The 15,001-nt window shown below is 63.7% G+C and carries 14 protein-coding genes; 8 read left to right on the plus strand and 6 right to left on the minus strand.

The annotated features are described in order from the left end of the window. The coding region (locus ACN0SE_RS19640) for an IS110 family transposase (RefSeq protein WP_417526228.1) at positions 1-334 on the minus strand (334 nt) is incomplete at its 3' end. On the opposite strand from ACN0SE_RS19640, the gene ACN0SE_RS19645 reads away from it, so the two are divergent. Further along, positions 333-614 carry a hypothetical protein gene (locus ACN0SE_RS19645; protein ID WP_417526229.1) on the plus strand — a complete coding sequence of 94 codons (282 nt, stop codon included), beginning with the start codon at positions 333-335 and terminating at the stop codon, positions 612-614. The two genes, ACN0SE_RS19640 and ACN0SE_RS19645, sit on opposite strands and share 2 nt — an antisense overlap. Positions 615-652: 38 nt before the next feature. Here ACN0SE_RS19645 and ACN0SE_RS19650 read toward each other — a convergent pair whose 3' ends face one another. Then, on the minus strand, positions 653-1,420 hold the full coding sequence (locus tag ACN0SE_RS19650; protein WP_417526230.1) for a sulfite exporter TauE/SafE family protein: 768 nt from the start codon (positions 1,418-1,420) through the stop codon (positions 653-655). A gap of 148 nt (positions 1,421-1,568) precedes the next feature. Between ACN0SE_RS19650 and ACN0SE_RS19655 the strand changes: the two genes are divergently transcribed. Then, positions 1,569-3,269, plus strand: a complete 1,701-nt coding sequence (locus ACN0SE_RS19655; protein ID WP_417526231.1) for an acyl-CoA dehydrogenase family protein — start codon at positions 1,569-1,571, stop codon at positions 3,267-3,269. A gap of 60 nt (positions 3,270-3,329) precedes the next feature. On the opposite strand, the gene ACN0SE_RS19660 is transcribed toward ACN0SE_RS19655, so the two are convergent. Continuing rightward, a complete protein-coding gene (locus ACN0SE_RS19660; protein ID WP_417526232.1) occupies positions 3,330-4,382 on the minus strand; it encodes a Hint domain-containing protein in 1,053 nt (350 codons plus the stop codon). Positions 4,383-4,530: 148 nt separating this feature from the next. Between ACN0SE_RS19660 and ACN0SE_RS19665 the strand changes: the two genes are divergently transcribed. After that, the gene (locus ACN0SE_RS19665) at positions 4,531-5,244 is read left to right on the plus strand and encodes a hypothetical protein (RefSeq protein ID WP_417526233.1); all 714 of its coding nucleotides are present in this window, start codon (positions 4,531-4,533) and stop codon (positions 5,242-5,244) included. A gap of 3 nt (positions 5,245-5,247) precedes the next feature. Here ACN0SE_RS19665 and ACN0SE_RS19670 read toward each other — a convergent pair whose 3' ends face one another. After that, a complete protein-coding gene (locus ACN0SE_RS19670) occupies positions 5,248-5,454 on the minus strand; it encodes a SlyX family protein (RefSeq protein WP_417526234.1) in 207 nt (68 codons plus the stop codon). 117 nt (positions 5,455-5,571) lie between these two features. On the opposite strand from ACN0SE_RS19670, the gene hisS reads away from it, so the two are divergent. The 3 genes from hisS to hisG are packed head-to-tail and all read left to right on the plus strand — an operon-like array spanning position 5,572 to position 8,839. Continuing rightward, positions 5,572-7,044, plus strand: a complete 1,473-nt coding sequence (hisS, locus tag ACN0SE_RS19675; RefSeq protein ID WP_417526235.1) for a histidine--tRNA ligase — start codon at positions 5,572-5,574, stop codon at positions 7,042-7,044. Continuing rightward, the gene (locus ACN0SE_RS19680; protein ID WP_417526236.1) at positions 7,044-8,144 is read left to right on the plus strand and encodes an ATP phosphoribosyltransferase regulatory subunit; all 1,101 of its coding nucleotides are present in this window, start codon (positions 7,044-7,046) and stop codon (positions 8,142-8,144) included. Before hisS ends, ACN0SE_RS19680 begins: the two co-directional genes overlap by 1 nt. Beyond that, complete coding sequence (gene hisG, locus ACN0SE_RS19685) at positions 8,141-8,839, plus strand: ATP phosphoribosyltransferase (RefSeq protein ID WP_417526237.1); 699 nt, start codon at positions 8,141-8,143, stop codon at positions 8,837-8,839. The genes ACN0SE_RS19680 and hisG overlap by 4 nt, the downstream gene beginning before the upstream one ends. Before the next feature lie 183 nt (positions 8,840-9,022). On the opposite strand, the gene ACN0SE_RS19690 is transcribed toward hisG, so the two are convergent. Next, positions 9,023-9,454: a DUF1489 family protein gene (locus ACN0SE_RS19690; RefSeq protein WP_417526238.1), complete on the minus strand. Its 432-nt coding sequence runs from the start codon at positions 9,452-9,454 to the stop codon at positions 9,023-9,025. Between the two features lie 119 nt (positions 9,455-9,573). Here ACN0SE_RS19690 and ACN0SE_RS19695 point away from each other — a divergent pair, with 119 nt between their 5' ends. Both ACN0SE_RS19695 and ACN0SE_RS19700 read left to right on the plus strand, forming a co-directional pair. Then, positions 9,574-11,868 (plus strand): adenosylcobalamin-dependent ribonucleoside-diphosphate reductase, encoded by a 2,295-nt coding sequence (locus ACN0SE_RS19695; protein WP_417526239.1) that lies wholly within the window; start codon positions 9,574-9,576, stop codon positions 11,866-11,868. A gap of 325 nt (positions 11,869-12,193) precedes the next feature. Beyond that, positions 12,194-13,279 (plus strand): AAA family ATPase, encoded by a 1,086-nt coding sequence (locus ACN0SE_RS19700; protein WP_417526240.1) that lies wholly within the window; start codon positions 12,194-12,196, stop codon positions 13,277-13,279. Positions 13,280-13,852: 573 nt separating this feature from the next. Here the strand turns inward: ACN0SE_RS19700 and ACN0SE_RS19705 are convergent. Continuing rightward, entirely contained in the window at positions 13,853-14,698 is an 846-nt protein-coding gene (locus ACN0SE_RS19705) for a hypothetical protein (RefSeq protein WP_417526241.1), read from the minus strand. Between the last annotated feature and the right edge of the window lie 303 nt (positions 14,699-15,001).

Here is a 15,001-nt window from a genome sequence, read left to right on the forward strand (position 1 = left end):
TGACTGGCACGAACCGCATGGTCGGGCGTACGACCGCTTCGGCTATGGCCTCGGCGTCATTGGCATCATTTTTCTGGCGCTTGACGAACGGTTTCACGTAGATCGGCGGGATCAGACGAACCTCATGCCCGAGCGTCATGATCTCCCGACCCCAATAGTGGGATGATGCGCAGGCCTCCATGGCCACGAGACAAGGCGGCAGTTCGCCCAGAAATTTGAGGACTTGAGCCCGCGATAGCTTCTTGCGGAACACCGGCGTGCCGGTGGCCGCAGCGCCGTGCAACTGGAAAACCGACTTTGCCAAATCAATGCCGATGACTGTAACCTTTTCCATGGATACCTCCTCCGATCAGGTGTTTTCGACATCACCACTTTGGCACATTGCGATGCCGTTTCGGGGTGAGGTATCCACACCATCAATGGCCTATGTCCCAAGCGCGTTAACAGCGGCCAAAGGCCGCCGCGCATCGCCGGGCCGCCCGCCGGCGCGGCGATTGGTCTGCCCGAGGCGCGCCGGTCGGAACTTCTTCGGATTTGGCTGGGATAAAGCGCTGCTGAACCTGACGGGGATCGCCGCGCCGCGGCCCGGCAATGCGCGACTCGCGTTGCGCTGAGTGTTGGTGGTGAGGTCCCGGATCAGGTCCGGGAGGCGTCACGCGAAATAGGCCCGCCGTACCAGGTTCAGCCCGGCGACCAGCAACACCGCCAATGTGGCGCGGCGAAAAACCTCCTGCTCGATCCGGTCGGACACCAGGCTGCCCAGCCACATGCCGACCAGCGCCGGCACGCAGAGATAGGCCGAAAACAGCAGCGTTTCGCTGCGGATCACGCCGCTGCCGGCATGCGCCACCAACAAAAGCACCGCGCCGAGGCCGAAAGCCATGCCCTGGGTGCGCATCTGCAGGCGCTTTTCGCAATGCAGCGCGGTCAGATAGGCCACCAGCGGCGGTCCCCAGACCCCCGACAGCCCGCCGATGAAACCCGAAACACTGCCCAGGGCAACCTCGACGCCGACGGTCTGCCGGCTCAGCCGCAGCCGCAGTCCCAAAAGTTGTACCAAGCTGAACAGCACCATCGGCACGCCGATGGCGAGAAACAGCATCCAGACCGGCAGAAAGGCGTAAAGCTGCGCCGAGGCCACCAGCATCACCGCCCCGGCGATCAGGTAGACCCGGAACTGCTTGACCGAGGCCCAGGCCGGGCCCGGCCCGTCGCGCAGGGCTTGCGCCCCGTTGGTCAGGAGGGTGGGCAGGATCAGCCCGGCCAGTGCCACGTCGGGCGGCAGGAAGATGCCCAGCAGCGAGATCATGATCATCGGCATGGCAAAACCCACCATGCCCTTGATCACCCCGGCAAAGAGCGCGACCAAGCCGCTGGCGGCGAGGATCAGGAACGAGAAATCCGAAGGCGACATATCCATGCCCGCGCCCTAGCATGCCCGATCCGGCAGCGCATTTGAAAAGCGAACACGTAATTTTCGGAACACTGGTGGCGCTCAAACGTATTTTTGTTGCGCTGCAACTGCGAAGGTATTATGCACGTGCAGGATAGCAGAAGGATGACGATTCATGCCGCATGACGGACAGGACGTGACCGTGGAGGCCAGTGTGGAACTGCCCGATCTTCTAGACCTCACCGGCGCGGCGATTGCCCCGGTCGAGGTGATCTTCGACAAATCCCGCGCCCATCTGCGTGACCTGGTGGTGGTGGACGGCCGGATTTCGGCCAAGCTGGTCGAGGCCAACCAGGATGCGGCGCATGGCCTGGCCTGGCTGGCGACCTACCTGGAATCGCTGCGGCAGATGCAGGGCTGGGCCGAACGGATGACCGCCCAAGGCAAGTTCGGTTCGCTCGAGGCGATGATCCACCAGATCGCCTTTGGTGAATACCTGGCGCAGATCCGCGGCGGCATCCCGATGAACCAGGGCGAGATCGTGCGGCCGCGCGATTTCGGCGTCGAGCCCTCCGAACTGGCGGTGCTCGACACCCCCGAGATCAAGACCCTGCTGACCCACGCCAATACCACGGCTGCGCGGATGCGGCTGGTCGAGCTCATGCAGGCGCAGCACGGCGCGACGATGTTCGGCGCCTCTGGGCTGGATGAAGAGCTCGAGATGATCCGCGACCAGTTCCGCCGCTACGCGGTCGAGAAGGTCGAACCCTTTGCGCATGACTGGCACCTCAAGGACCAGCTGATCCCGATGGAGATCATCGAGGAACTGGCCGAGATGGGCGTTTTCGGCCTGACCATCCCGGAGGAATTTGGCGGCTTCGGCCTGTCCAAGGCCTCGATGTGTGTCGTCTCGGAAGAACTGTCGCGCGGCTACATCGGCGTCGGCTCTCTGGGCACCCGCTCCGAGATTGCTGCCGAGCTGATCCTCGCTGGCGGCACGCAGGAACAGAAGGAAAAGTGGCTGCCGGCGCTGGCTTCGGGAGAGAAACTGCCGACGGCGGTGTTTACCGAACCCAACACCGGCTCTGATCTTGGCTCGCTGCGCACCCGCGCGGTCAAGGACGAAATCGGCGACTACAAGGTGACCGGCAACAAGACCTGGATCACCCATGCGGCGCGCACCCATGTGATGACCCTGCTGGCGCGGACCGATCCGGAGACCAGCGATTACAAGGGTCTGAGCATGTTCCTGGCGGAGAAGACGCCGGGCGATGATGCCAACCCTTTCCCGACCGAAGGTATGACCGGCGGCGAGATCGAGGTGCTGGGCTACCGCGGCATGAAGGAATACGAGCTCGGCTTCGACAACTTCCACGTCAAGGGCGAGAACCTGCTTGGCGGGGAAGAGGGCAAGGGCTTCAAGCAGCTGATGGAGACCTTCGAGTCTGCCCGCATCCAGACCGCCGCGCGGGCCATCGGCGTGGCGCAATCGGCGCTCGACGTGTCGATGCAATATGCGCTCGACCGCAAGCAGTTCGGCAAATCGCTGATCAACTTCCCCCGCGTGGCCGGCAAGCTGGCGATGATGGCGGTCGAGATCATGGTGGCGCGCCAGCTGACCTATTTCTCGGCGCGGGAGAAGGACGAGGGGCGGCGCTGCGACCTCGAGGCCGGGATGGCCAAGTTGCTGGGCGCCCGCGTGGCCTGGGCCGCGGCGGACAATGGTCTGCAGATCCACGGAGGCAACGGCTTTGCGCTGGAATACACCATCTCGCGCATTCTCTGCGATGCGCGGATCCTCAACATCTTTGAAGGCGCGGCGGAAATTCAGGCGCAGGTGATCGCGCGGCGTCTGCTCGACAGCCGCAGCACCTGAGCCTCGCTCTGAAGTGAGCCTGTCAGGGGATCGGCCAAGGCCGGTCCCCGTTTGCGTTTCTCAGGCCGCGCGGTGGCGCAGCAGGGCGCTTTCGCTGGTGGTCAGGTTGCGCCGGGCGTAGGCGCCATAGGCCAGCGGATCGTATTCTACCTCGGGCAGGCCGGCGATCAGCCGCGCCCGGTCACCGGCATCCAGCGTCGAGAGCTGGGCGCTGGCGGGGTGGAAGCTCTCGGTCTCCAGCCCGTTGGCCCAGAGGATCTCGTGCCGGGGCAGCAGCAGGTGCACATAGGTCACCTCGCGCACGGCGTAATCGGTCTGGGCGCAGCTGGTGCCGGTCAGATCGCGGGCGGCTACCAGCACTTCTGGCGAGTTGAACAGCGCCTCGATCTCGGCGCCGCGCAGCAGCAGACGGTGCTGCGGCGACACCAGAAAGCTGGTCTCGGGGCGGTCGGTGCCGAAGGCGCCGGCAAAGATTCGCACCGGCCGCAGTTCCGGCATGGCATGGAGCCGCGCGCCTGACATCCGGCGGGCCCCGGTCCAGAGCACCTCTTGCGGGCCGTTGTCGCGGGTCAGCACCTTGTCGCCCTCGCGCAGGTGCTGCACGGGGCGCGGGCCGTCCGGCGTGTCGATCAGCGTGTCGGGGGTAAAGCAGATCACGCCGGGATCATCAGCTTCGGCGCGCAGGTGCTGCGCCACGTCGAGGTTGACCACCCAGAGCGGCTGGTCGCGTGGGGGCATCTCGCCCAAAAACATCAACAGGCGCTCGCGCCCGGCCGGTATCACCGTGATCGCATAGCTCTTGATGCCGTCTGTGACGATGAAGCTGCTGTCGCTGGCCAGCGTCGCCGTCTCGACGGGCTGTGCCGGCCAGGGCCGCTTGAGCGCGGTCCCCACCAATCGTTGTACCTTGCGCGCCGCACGTCTGCGCAGCGCCTCGTCCCCGTCTGCTCCGTCAAGTCGCAATACATCATTGGGGCCGTCGACGCAGACCGCGTCGCCCCGCCAGCTCCAGCCTGCGCCGACCCTCAGGGAAGAGAGCGATGCCGCGGCGAAGCCGTCTATTTCTGTTTGCGACCATGAGATGACAAACGTGCCACAATAGCCCGTTTTCATGCCCGGTCCTGCCTCTACACTTTTTTTATTACCCCATTCTTACCAGAGTTTCCGCGGGTTGGGAATGCGTAAGCCATGCGCGGGTTTTGGCCGTTGCAATCCTGCCGAGACTGGACGCCGGGGCGCCCGGTGGGATAAGCCCGCAGGCATGAAAAACGCTGTCTCCCCCAAGGCGCTCGTCGCATTCGCCGCGCTGGTTTGGCTTGCGGGCTGCGGCGATCCGCTGTCCGGCGTCGGCCGTCTGTCAGAGCTCGAGCTGGCGCAGGACCCGCCGGTCGCGGTGATGGCAGAGCCTTCGTCCGCCGACGAGCCCATTGCGCGGCCCGGTCTCTTCAGCCGGATGCTAGGTGGCGGCAGCAGCCGCGAGGCACCGCCCTCGGTCCCGGCGGGCACGCTTTTGTCCTTCGGTCTGGTCAAGCCGGTCTGCGACCTGCCCAACGCCAAGCGCGGCGCCGAGATCGCGGCCTTCCCGGAACGGCGCGCGGCCTATCGGCTGTATGACAGCGAACCGGGCCGGACCACGCCGCATCCCTTCTACATCACCGGTTTCGACGATGGCTGCGCCCGGACCTTCACCGCCGCCGTCGCCGTCTTTGGCGCGCCCGAGATGCACGAACTGCTGCGCTACGGTCTGCCGGCCGAGGTGCATCCTTATTCCGCCGTCGATACCGCTTATGAGAAGATCAAGGCGCGGATCTGCCGGGTGGCGCAGGGCAAGCCCTGCGGCGACAAGGTCAGCAAGCTCGAAAAGGACACGGTCTTTGTCAGCGCCTACGAGACCTACGGCGACAATGCCACCTGGCTCGAGATGTTGCTGCATGATGGCGACGTGATCGAGACCGACGTCAAGAGCGGCGGCTGAGGCTCAGTAATGCGGCGGGCGCTCGTCGCCCAGCACCACGCCACCGGGTTGTTCCGACTGGCGTTCGGCTTCGCGATGCATCAACAGGTCGACCTGCTGGCGCAGGCGCGAGATCTCGGTATCCTGACGGGCGATCACGTCTGACATGTCATCCATCATGCGGATCAGGTGGGCGAGGCGTTCTTCGACGCTGAGCAGGGGATCGGTCATGGCCCGCGTTATAGCGCAAAGCCGGGCGATGTCGCGCGCAATCGAAAGGGGGTTGCGCTTGCCCCTTGGCGGGCTTCCGGCTACACGGTCGCGCGAAGAGAGAACCCGGAGCCTGTCATGGCCAAGCAGAAGAAACAGCCCCGCCCCAAGGCGATCACCCCCAAGGGATTTCGCGATTACTTCGGGCATGAGGTCACCGAGCGGGCCGAGATGCTCCAGACCATTGCCGGGGTGTATCATCGCTACGGGTTCGATGCGCTGGAGTCATCGGCGGTGGAAACCGTCGAGGCGCTGGGCAAGTTCCTGCCCGATGTCGACCGCCCGAACGAAGGCGTCTTTGCCTGGCAGGAGGACGACGAGGCCTGGGTGGCGCTGCGCTACGACCTGACCGCGCCGCTGGCGCGGGTCTATGCGCAATACCGCAACGACCTGCCGACGCCCTATCGCCGCTATGCCATGGGCCCGGTCTGGCGCAACGAAAAGCCCGGCCCCGGCCGGTTCCGCCAGTTCTACCAATGTGACGCCGATACAGTGGGCGCGCCCTCGGTGGCGGCGGATGCCGAGATCTGCGCGATGCTGTCTGACACGCTGGAAGCGGTGGGGATTGCCCGCGGTGACTACGTGGTGCGGGTGAACAATCGCAAGGTTCTGAACGGCGTGCTCGAGGCGATGGGCGTGGCCGACGAAGGCCAGCAGGCCGCCGTTTTGCGCACCATCGACAAGTTCGACAAGGTGGGCGAGGCCGGCGTGCGCGAGTTGCTCGGCAAGGGCCGGCTCGATGCCTCTGGCGCCTATATCGACGGGGTCGGTCTGGCCGAGGAGCAGGCCGAGCCGGTGATTGCCTTCCTGACCTCCAAGGGCGCAGATGCCGACGCGACGCTGGCCAACCTGCGTGCCGCCATCGGCGAGAGCGCGGTGGGCGCCGAAGGCGTGGCCGAGCTGGAACAGATCGCCGGCCTGCTGGCGGCGCAGGGCTATGGCCCCGACCGGATCGAGATCGATCCCTCCGTCGTGCGCGGCCTCGGCTATTACACCGGTCCGGTGTTCGAGGCCGAGCTGACCTTCGAGATCACCGACGAAAAGGGCCGGCCGCGGCAGTTCGGTTCGGTCGCCGGCGGCGGGCGCTATGACGATCTGGTCAAGCGTTTCACCGGGCAGGCCGTGCCTGCGACCGGCGTCTCGATCGGTGTCGACCGGCTGCTGGCCGCCCTGCGCGAGAAGGGCCGGGTCCGGACCGCCGAGCGCGGCCCGGTGGTGGTGACCGTGATGGACCGCGACCGCATGCCGGAATACCAGACCATGGTGGGCGAGCTGCGCCAGGCGGGCATCCGTGCCGAGGTCTACCTCGGCAACCCCAAGAACTTCGGCAACCAGCTCAAATACGCCGACAAGCGACAGTCGCCGGTGGCGGTGATCGAAGGCAGTGACGAGGCCGAGCGCGGCGTCATCCAGATCAAGGACCTGATCCTCGGCGCGCAGATCGCCGAGAACGCCACGCTCGAAGAGTGGAAGGAACGCCCCTCGCAGTTCGAGGTGCCGCGGTCCGAGCTGGTGGCCAAGGTGCGCGAAATCCTCGAGGCGCAGTCCTGATGCCGCAACGATTGGAGATCATCGCCGAGGCGATGCGCCTGCGCGCGGGCTTCGAACGCTCCGGCGCGCAGGTGGTCGAGACGCCGGTGCTGCAACCGGCCGAGATCCTGCTCGACCTCTATGGCGAGGATATTCGCGGCCGCGCCTATGTCACCCAGGATGCGGTGCGCGGCGAGCAGATGCTGCGGCCTGACTTCACCGTGCCGGTGGTGCAGATGCACATGGACGCGATGCGCGCCGGCGGCGCCGAGCCCGCGCGCTACACCTATGCCGGCGAGGTCTTTCGTCGCCAGGAAGAGAACCCCGAGCGTGACAGCGAATACCTGCAGGTCGGCTACGAGGTGTTTGACCGCGCCGAGCCCGCCAAGACCGAGGCGGACGTCTTTGCCCGCATCTCCGGCGCGCTGGGCGACCTGAAGCTGCGCGCCGCCACCGGCGATATCGGGTTGCTCAAGGCGGCGGTGATGGGGCTCGAGACCTCTGACAAACGCAAGGCGGCGCTGTTGCGTCACATCTGGCGGCCCAAGCGGTTCCGCGCCCTGCTGGAACGCTTTGCCGGCCGCACGCCGCTGCCGCCGAGCCGGGTGAAGCTGCTGCAGATGGCCGATCCGATGGCCAAGGCCGGGCCGCAGATCGGCATGCGCAGCCGCGCCGAGATCGAGGCCCGGATTGCCACCCTGCGCGAGGATGCCGGGATGCCCCGGCTCTCGGTGGCGCAGGTCGACCTGATCGAGGCGCTGCTGGCGGTACGCGAGACCCTGCCGCATGCGCTCGAACGGCTGCGCGACATCGCCGTCGACCTGCCCTGGGTGCAGCACGCGGTCGACCGCGTGGCGGCGCGCTGCGAGGCGCTGGCCAAGCGCGGCATCGACATCGACACGCTGGAATTCGAGGGCAGCTACGGCCGCACCTCGATGGAATATTACGACGGTTTCGTCTTCGGGCTCTACTCAGAGACCCGGCCCGACCTGCCGCCGGTGGCCACCGGCGGGCGCTTTGACGCGCTGACCGCGGCGCTGGGCGGCGGGCGTTCGATCCCGGCGGTGGGCGGGGTGATCCGCCCCGGACTGGTGTTGCAGCTGCGCGAGGGCCGGCCATGACGATCAAGCTGGGTGTGCCGTCCAAGGGGCGGCTGATGGAAAAGACCTTCGACTGGTTCGGCGCGCGCGGCGTGACGCTCGAGCGCACCGGCTCGGAGCGCGAATATTCCGGCGCGGTCTCGGGGGCTGACGGGGTCGAGCTGGTGCTGCTCTCGGCGGGCGAGATCCCGCGCGAGCTGGCGGCGGGGCGGATACACCTCGGCGTCACCGGCACCGACCTGGTGCGCGACAAGCTGCCGATCTGGGAGCAGCAGGTCGAACCTCTGGCCGAGCTGGGCTTTGGCCATGCCGACCTGATCATCGCGGTGCCGGCCTGCTGGGTCGATGTCGAGACGCTGGACGATCTCGACGCCGCGGCGGCTGCCTTCCGCGCCCGCCACGGCTTTCGCCTGCGGATCGCCACCAAGTACCACCGGCTGGTGCGCGAGTTCCTGCGCGAGGCCGGTGTGGCGGATTACCAGCTGGTCGACAGCCAGGGCGCGACCGAGGGCACGGTCAAGAACCTCACCGCCGAGGCGATTGCCGACATCACCTCGACCGGCGAGACCCTGCGGGCCAACCACCTGAAGATCCTCTGCGACGGGATGGTGCTGAAATCCCAGGCCACCCTGTTCCGCGCCCGCAGCGCGGCATTGGAGCCCGCAGACCGCAAGGCGCTTGCCGGGCTGCGCGAGACGCTGGGCCTGGGGCGGTAGTACGCCTGATCTGACGGAGCGGCATGGCCGCGCAGGTTGGTCTGCGTTCGGGCCACGCAGGCCTTGGGGGCGAGGCCCCCAAACCCCCGGCTTCGACTGGCGGCGGTGCACGTAGTTTCCAACTTTGATTGGGGGCTCCGCCCCCATGCCCCCGGCGGTATTTGGAAAGAGAAGAAGGGTGGGTCAGAGCACGCCGATTTCCGCCAGGGCGGCATTGAGGCTGGCGGGGAGGGGGTCTTCGGACTGGGCGCGTTTCGACAGGTCGGCGGGGGCGTCGGCGGGGGTGAGGTAGCGCCAGCCCTGGAAGGCGCGGCGGGGCATCGGGTTGGTGCGGATGATCTCGGGGTCGAGCACGATGCCGCAGCGGACGATGCCATCCTGGCCGGTGACCTCGTCGAGGCGGATCACCCGCTGGCGGGCAAGGCAGACGCCCTTGAACACCCAGTAGAGCGAGCCGCCGTTGACCAGTTCCTCGGCGCGTTTCGGCCACATGCGGGTGACATGGCGCGGTAGGGTGTCGGGCAATTGCTTGCGCCGCTGGGTCTGAAACCGGGCCAGATCGTCCGGCGTTTCGGTGCCGACGCAGAGTTTGATCAGGTTGATATGGTCTGTCATGCGAATCCCGCCCCCTGCGGTCCATCTATTGTAGGCTTGCCACTGGCGGCTTCAAGTTGTTGTGCAGGACTCTAGTTATCGGTATCTTGGACACCTTCTGAAAATAAGGGAATCGCCCCATGACCCGCTTTGCCGCCCCGATCGCCGAACAGATCTGGGATATGAAATACCGTTTTAAAGAGGCGGACGGCACGCCGGTCGATCTCTCGGTCGAGGACACCTGGCGTCGCATTGCCCGCGACATCGCCCGCGCCGAGGCCGAGCCGGAGGTCTGGGAAGAGCGGTTCTACGCGGCGCTGGAGGATTTCAAGTACCTTCCCGCCGGGCGGATCACCGCCGGCGCCGGCACCGCCCGCGCGGTGACGCTGTTCAACTGTTTCGTCATGGGCACCATCCCCGACAGCATGGGCGGCATCTTCGACATGCTGAAGGAAGCCGCGCTGACCATGCAGCAGGGCGGCGGCATCGGCTATGACTTTTCGACCATCCGGCCCAAGGGCGCTGGGGTGACCGGCGTGGCGGCGGATGCGTCGGGGCCCCTGTCCTTCATGGACGTCTGGGACGCCATGTGCCGCACCATCATGTCGGCAGGCTCGCGCCGCGGGGCGATGATGGCCACCATGCGCTGTGACCACCCGGATATCGAGGAATTCATTGCCGCCAAGCAGGATGCCGCGCGGCTGCGGATGTTCAACATGTCGGTGCTGGTGACCGATCCCTTCATGGATGCGGTCAAGTCCGACGGGTCGTGGGACCTGCAATTCGACGGCAAGATCTATCACACCGTGCAGGCGCGCGACCTGTGGAACCGGATCATGAAGGCGACCTACGAGTATGCCGAGCCCGGCGTGATCTTCATCGACCGGATCAATGCCGCCAACAACCTGAGCTATGTCGAGCAGATCGCCGCCACCAACCCCTGTGGCGAGCAGCCGCTGCCGCCTTATGGCGCCTGCCTGCTGGGCTCGATCAACCTGGCGCGGTTGGTGACCGACCCGTTCTCGGACGCCGCCCACATCGACGAAGAGGCGCTGGACACGCTGGTCGCCACCGCGGTGCGGATGATGGACAACGTGGTCGACGTGTCGAAATTCCCGCTCGAGGCCCAGGCGCAGGAGGCCGCGGCCAAGCGGCGGATCGGCCTCGGGGTGACCGGTCTGGCGGATGCGCTGTTGATGAAGGGGCTGCGCTATGGCTCTGACGAGGCCGCGGCGCAGACCGAACGCTGGCTGAAGCGGATCGCGCGGGCGGCGTATCTGGCCTCGGTGGAGCTGGCAAAGGAGAAGGGCGCCTTTCCGCTGTTCGATGCCGAGAAATACCTGGCCAGCGGCACCATGCGCGCGATGGATGACGACGTGCGCACGGCGATTGCCGAACATGGCATCCGCAATGCGCTGCTGACCTCGATCGCGCCGACCGGGACGATCTCGCTTTATGCCGGCAACGTCTCGTCGGGCATCGAGCCGGTCTTTGCCTATCGCTACACCCGCAAGGTGCTGCAGAAGGATGGCACGCGGACCGAGGAAGAGGTTGTCGATTACGCCGTGCAGATGTGGCGCGAGATGAAGGGCGATGTCGAGCTGCCCGATTATTTCGTCAACGCCCAGACGCTCGATCCGGCCGAGCATGTGAAGATGCAGGCCGCGGCGCAGAAATGGGTGGATTCGTCGATTTCCAAGACGATCAACTGCCCCGAGGACATCTCCTTCGAGGCCTTCAAGGACGTCTACATGCAGGCCTACGAGACCGGCTGCAAGGGCTGCACCACCTATCGGCCGAACGATGTCACCGGGTCGGTGCTGTCGGTCTCGGAGAGCTCTGACAGCACGCCGTCAGAGGCCCCTGAGCAGGTGCGCGACGCCGGCAGCACGGACGCGGAGGTGGTCTACATGTCCGAACCGCTGGACCGGCCGCAGGAGCTGGAAGGTTCCACCTACAAGCTGAAATGGCCCGACAGCGAGCATGCCATCTATCTGACGATCAACGACATCATCATCAACGGTCATCGGCGGCCCTTCGAGGTGTTCGTCAACTCAAAGAACATGGAGCATTTCGCCTGGACCGTGGCGCTGACCCGGATGATCTCGGCGGTGTTCCGGCGCGGGGGGGACGTGTCCTTTGTGGTGGAAGAGCTCAAGGCGGTCTTCGATCCGCGCGGCGGCGCCTGGGTGCAGGGCAAGTACATCCCGTCGATCCTGGCTGCCATCGGCGGGGTGATCGAGCGCCACATGATCGCCACCGGGTTCCTCGAGGGCGAGGGCATGGGCCTCAAGGCCGACCCGACCGCCAAGGTCGTGGGCCTGGAGAGCGGCGGCCGCGGCAAGGCCTGCCCGTCCTGCGGCCAGTTCGACATGCGGATGGTGGAAGGCTGCATGACCTGCGCGAGCTGTGGGCACAGCAAGTGTAGTGGTTAATAGGCTTAGTCCAGTTGCTTTTGTCGGACACATGAAATAATGTCCATTCGCGCTGTTTTTTGACCTCTCGACGCAGATCAAATGTCCAGCGGACGCGCTGTTTGTGGAGATTTCCTTGTTAATCAACAGCTTGCGTTCCGTCTTTAGCTTGGTTGATTGGGTGCGGCCTGGAGATGGTTCGCACCCATGGACTGCTTGATCTTGATCGATGTTTGTTCACTGTATGCTCCCATGGTTCCGGAACCTTTCAACTCACGTCTTTCAGGCCTGACCAGGCCGAAAGCACTGCCGCAGCACCAGCGCTGCGTCTTGAAAGGACTCCACCATGACCGGTGCCACAACCAAGATCCCCTTCTGCGCAGCTCGGCCGCTCGACGACATCCCGCTTCGGTCTGAACTCCAGAACCGGTTTACACAGAAGCTGCGCGAAATCCGTATGGAGCTGAATCACCGCAAATCAGAAGGGCTGAACGCCGAGAACTTTCGTGCCTTGATCACTGCCGCCGACACCGCAAAGATCAAGCGTCGCGCCGTGCGGTATCGCGAGCGTTTGCGCAGTCAGAGCGGAGCGGGGCATCTGCCGCAACGTGATGAGGTGATGCTTACCCCGCTGCGAGACGGATTGCCCGTCGCACGGATCATGACCGAACATGAAGCGGACGAAATTGCGGCGGCACTCCACGAAGAGATGCCATGGATGGCTCCCGCGACGGAAGTCGTCTGGAACGGTCTGAAGGCGTCTGCCCGCGATGGTTTGCCGGGCCTGAGGTTTCACCCGCTCGTATTGGTCGGGCCGCCCGGTATTGGCAAGAGCTTCTGGGCACGACGTCTCGCGCATCATCTCGACGTACCTACCGCATCCATCGATGCCACCGGAGAGCCTGCGGCGTTCTCCCTGGTCGGGTCGCAACGTGGCTGGAGCACCGCGAACCCGGGAAAGCTGATGCAGACTGCTCTGCGTGAACGGCACGCCGGGCCAATCGTGATCATTGATGAACTGGATAAGGCCGGAAATGTTCAGTCAGCTCAGGGATCGCGCCATACTCTGACCGATGCGTTGCTGCCACTCCTGGAGCGAATGACGGCCGCAACCTGGGAGTGTCCCTACTTTCAAGTCCGGTTTGACATGTCTTGGGTCAACTGGGTCATGACGGCCAATAGGCGCCAGGGATTGCCTGCACCATTGCTCAGTCGCTGCGTCGTGCTCGATCTGCCAGAGCTGACAACATGGCAGTTGCGGGGCTTTGTCGAAACACAGGGCGGGAAGCGGGGCCTGTCGCGAGTGGCAATCGATGCTGTGTCAGACGCTATCCAACTGACGGTTTCGCGCGGTCGCCAGCCGAGCTTACGGACTGTCAGCCGCATGTTAGAGAACGCTGAACTACTGGCGCAGAGACCGGTGCTGCATTGATGCCCGCGGTGCCCGAATTGCGCCAGGGCGTTGGCGGGAACATGCCTTCGAACTTGACGCTGCACGGTCCAAACTTGGCTCTCCGCAAGATTTCGAAGGCCCTACAGGTCCGTATAAATCCGTCATCCGATCTCCGTGGACCCTATGTTGCCATCCACGATATAACACCCTCGGACGTCTTGATCATTGCGCAGGTTCTAGAGGATTGGGGAGCCACTACTCCGAGATAGAGGGTGCCTAACAACGGCTTAGTGTATCGATAAAACGGTAGGTGACACTCCAGGAGCCAAATCGCCGCGTCTCCCCGCGTCTCGACCGACACTGAAGACCGGCCGGAATGCTGAGGTTCGCCGTGGGCGCAAACGCGCCCCGAACCCACCGCGGAAGCCGACACTCCGCCAGGCCTTCACGGCCGGCACCGCCATGATTGACTCTGACGGGCGGAAAGCTGCCGTTTGCCGCTCAGCGCTTGAATGATCAAGATGCAGAGGAAGCGGACTTCGAATAGCCATAAGCAAAGCTGAAGTCAAAATCCCCCCATCTAAAGACGAACGCGTTGCTCTGGTCCAATCATTACCTACATAGTCTACCAAACATCGCGTCAAAAGCTTTCAAGAACTCACAGACATATAACGTGAGAGTTTGATAGTCGTCACTACTCGGCATGTCCGTGCCAGGCTGCTCGCGATCTTCATGATGAACTAAAGAATTTCGAGCGAAATACACACGCCGACCGAAGGCATCTCGTTTTGCGGATGCGTCGTTATATATTTCCTTGAAAAAATTTGAAGAAGCCTCGATTTCCTTCATCCTATCATTGCTCACTAGAAGGAATAGTTCCGCTATTGACTCTTTTTCCTTTGCTGACCATCTCAAGTCTTCTCGGAAGCGGTCGCGCAACTCTAGAAATCTAGCTCCGGGTTTTGCCACCTCCCTAATTTTGTAAATCCACGGAAAGTAGAAGATGCTTTCCAAACATCTGTAAATATCCAGAAAAGCGTGCCTCCACTGTGCGGCATTAATTGCTTGCTCTAAGTTGAAGCTGCTACAGCCCACCTTTCCGTCGAGGTCTATAATTGCCTGCGCTACCTCCTCAGTAAGTATAGGAGACCGGAGCTGAGGGCTCGCTGCTGCGACCTTCAGTATTATTTCCGAAATGTCCTTAGTATGCAGAAAGTGATCGGGCGCGATCTCGAACACCCATACCGGCTGGAACACGTTAGCCAACTCCGAAAGATCGTGCCCCTTATAGTCGTCATCTATGACGTCGAGAATGTTCAGCGCGTCCAGAGTATTTCGGTGCTTACTATTCAGCTTGAGAAGTCCCGGTAGTTCCTTGGCGACAACCAGTAATGTGGCCTCATCAAACTCCACAGACGGCATTTCTAACTTTTCAAAAATAAAATCTGCGAACGCCACTCCCTCCACCTCATTAAGAGAAGGCGCGCAAACGAGAAGCAATTCTGCATCCAGCTCGCTAGCTACTGCGACGAAGCCGCCAGTCGCAATTGGTGAAGCGCGAGATCTATCAATCTTTAGGTTCTTGAAACGATCAAATTGCTTAACCTTGCGCTCATCTGCCAGGTCTGCAGTCTTCAGAAGCTCTCGATGTTGTGTGAACAGGCGTGCAATTTTGACCCCGTATCGGGGTGATCGGCGTCCAAAAATGACCCCCTTACACTGATGTGGATGATGCCCCTGAGATCATCGGGGAGCACAGTG

The organism is Marinovum sp. (genome assembly GCF_048263515.1).
Taxonomy (GTDB): domain Bacteria; phylum Pseudomonadota; class Alphaproteobacteria; order Rhodobacterales; family Rhodobacteraceae; genus Marinovum.

What these genes read in the sequence shown, in the direction of transcription:
- ACN0SE_RS19655 (WP_417526231.1), top strand. Translation starts at nt 1,569, where the DNA reads ATGCCGCATGACGGACAGGACGTGACCGTGGAGGCCAGTGTGGAACTG.
- hisG (WP_417526237.1), top strand. Translation starts at nt 8,141, where the DNA reads ATGACGATCAAGCTGGGTGTGCCGTCCAAGGGGCGGCTGATGGAAAAG.
- ACN0SE_RS19645 (WP_417526229.1), top strand. Translation starts at nt 333, where the DNA reads ATGGATACCTCCTCCGATCAGGTGTTTTCGACATCACCACTTTGGCAC.
- ACN0SE_RS19700 (WP_417526240.1), top strand. Translation starts at nt 12,194, where the DNA reads ATGACCGGTGCCACAACCAAGATCCCCTTCTGCGCAGCTCGGCCGCTC.
- ACN0SE_RS19695 (WP_417526239.1), top strand. Translation starts at nt 9,574, where the DNA reads ATGACCCGCTTTGCCGCCCCGATCGCCGAACAGATCTGGGATATGAAA.
- ACN0SE_RS19660 (WP_417526232.1), bottom strand. Translation starts at nt 4,382, where the DNA reads ATGAAAACGGGCTATTGTGGCACGTTTGTCATCTCATGGTCGCAAACA.
- ACN0SE_RS19650 (WP_417526230.1), bottom strand. Translation starts at nt 1,420, where the DNA reads ATGGATATGTCGCCTTCGGATTTCTCGTTCCTGATCCTCGCCGCCAGC.
- ACN0SE_RS19680 (WP_417526236.1), top strand. Translation starts at nt 7,044, where the DNA reads ATGCCGCAACGATTGGAGATCATCGCCGAGGCGATGCGCCTGCGCGCG.
- ACN0SE_RS19670 (WP_417526234.1), bottom strand. Translation starts at nt 5,454, where the DNA reads ATGACCGATCCCCTGCTCAGCGTCGAAGAACGCCTCGCCCACCTGATC.
- hisS (WP_417526235.1), top strand. Translation starts at nt 5,572, where the DNA reads ATGGCCAAGCAGAAGAAACAGCCCCGCCCCAAGGCGATCACCCCCAAG.
- ACN0SE_RS19665 (WP_417526233.1), top strand. Translation starts at nt 4,531, where the DNA reads ATGAAAAACGCTGTCTCCCCCAAGGCGCTCGTCGCATTCGCCGCGCTG.
- ACN0SE_RS19690 (WP_417526238.1), bottom strand. Translation starts at nt 9,454, where the DNA reads ATGACAGACCATATCAACCTGATCAAACTCTGCGTCGGCACCGAAACG.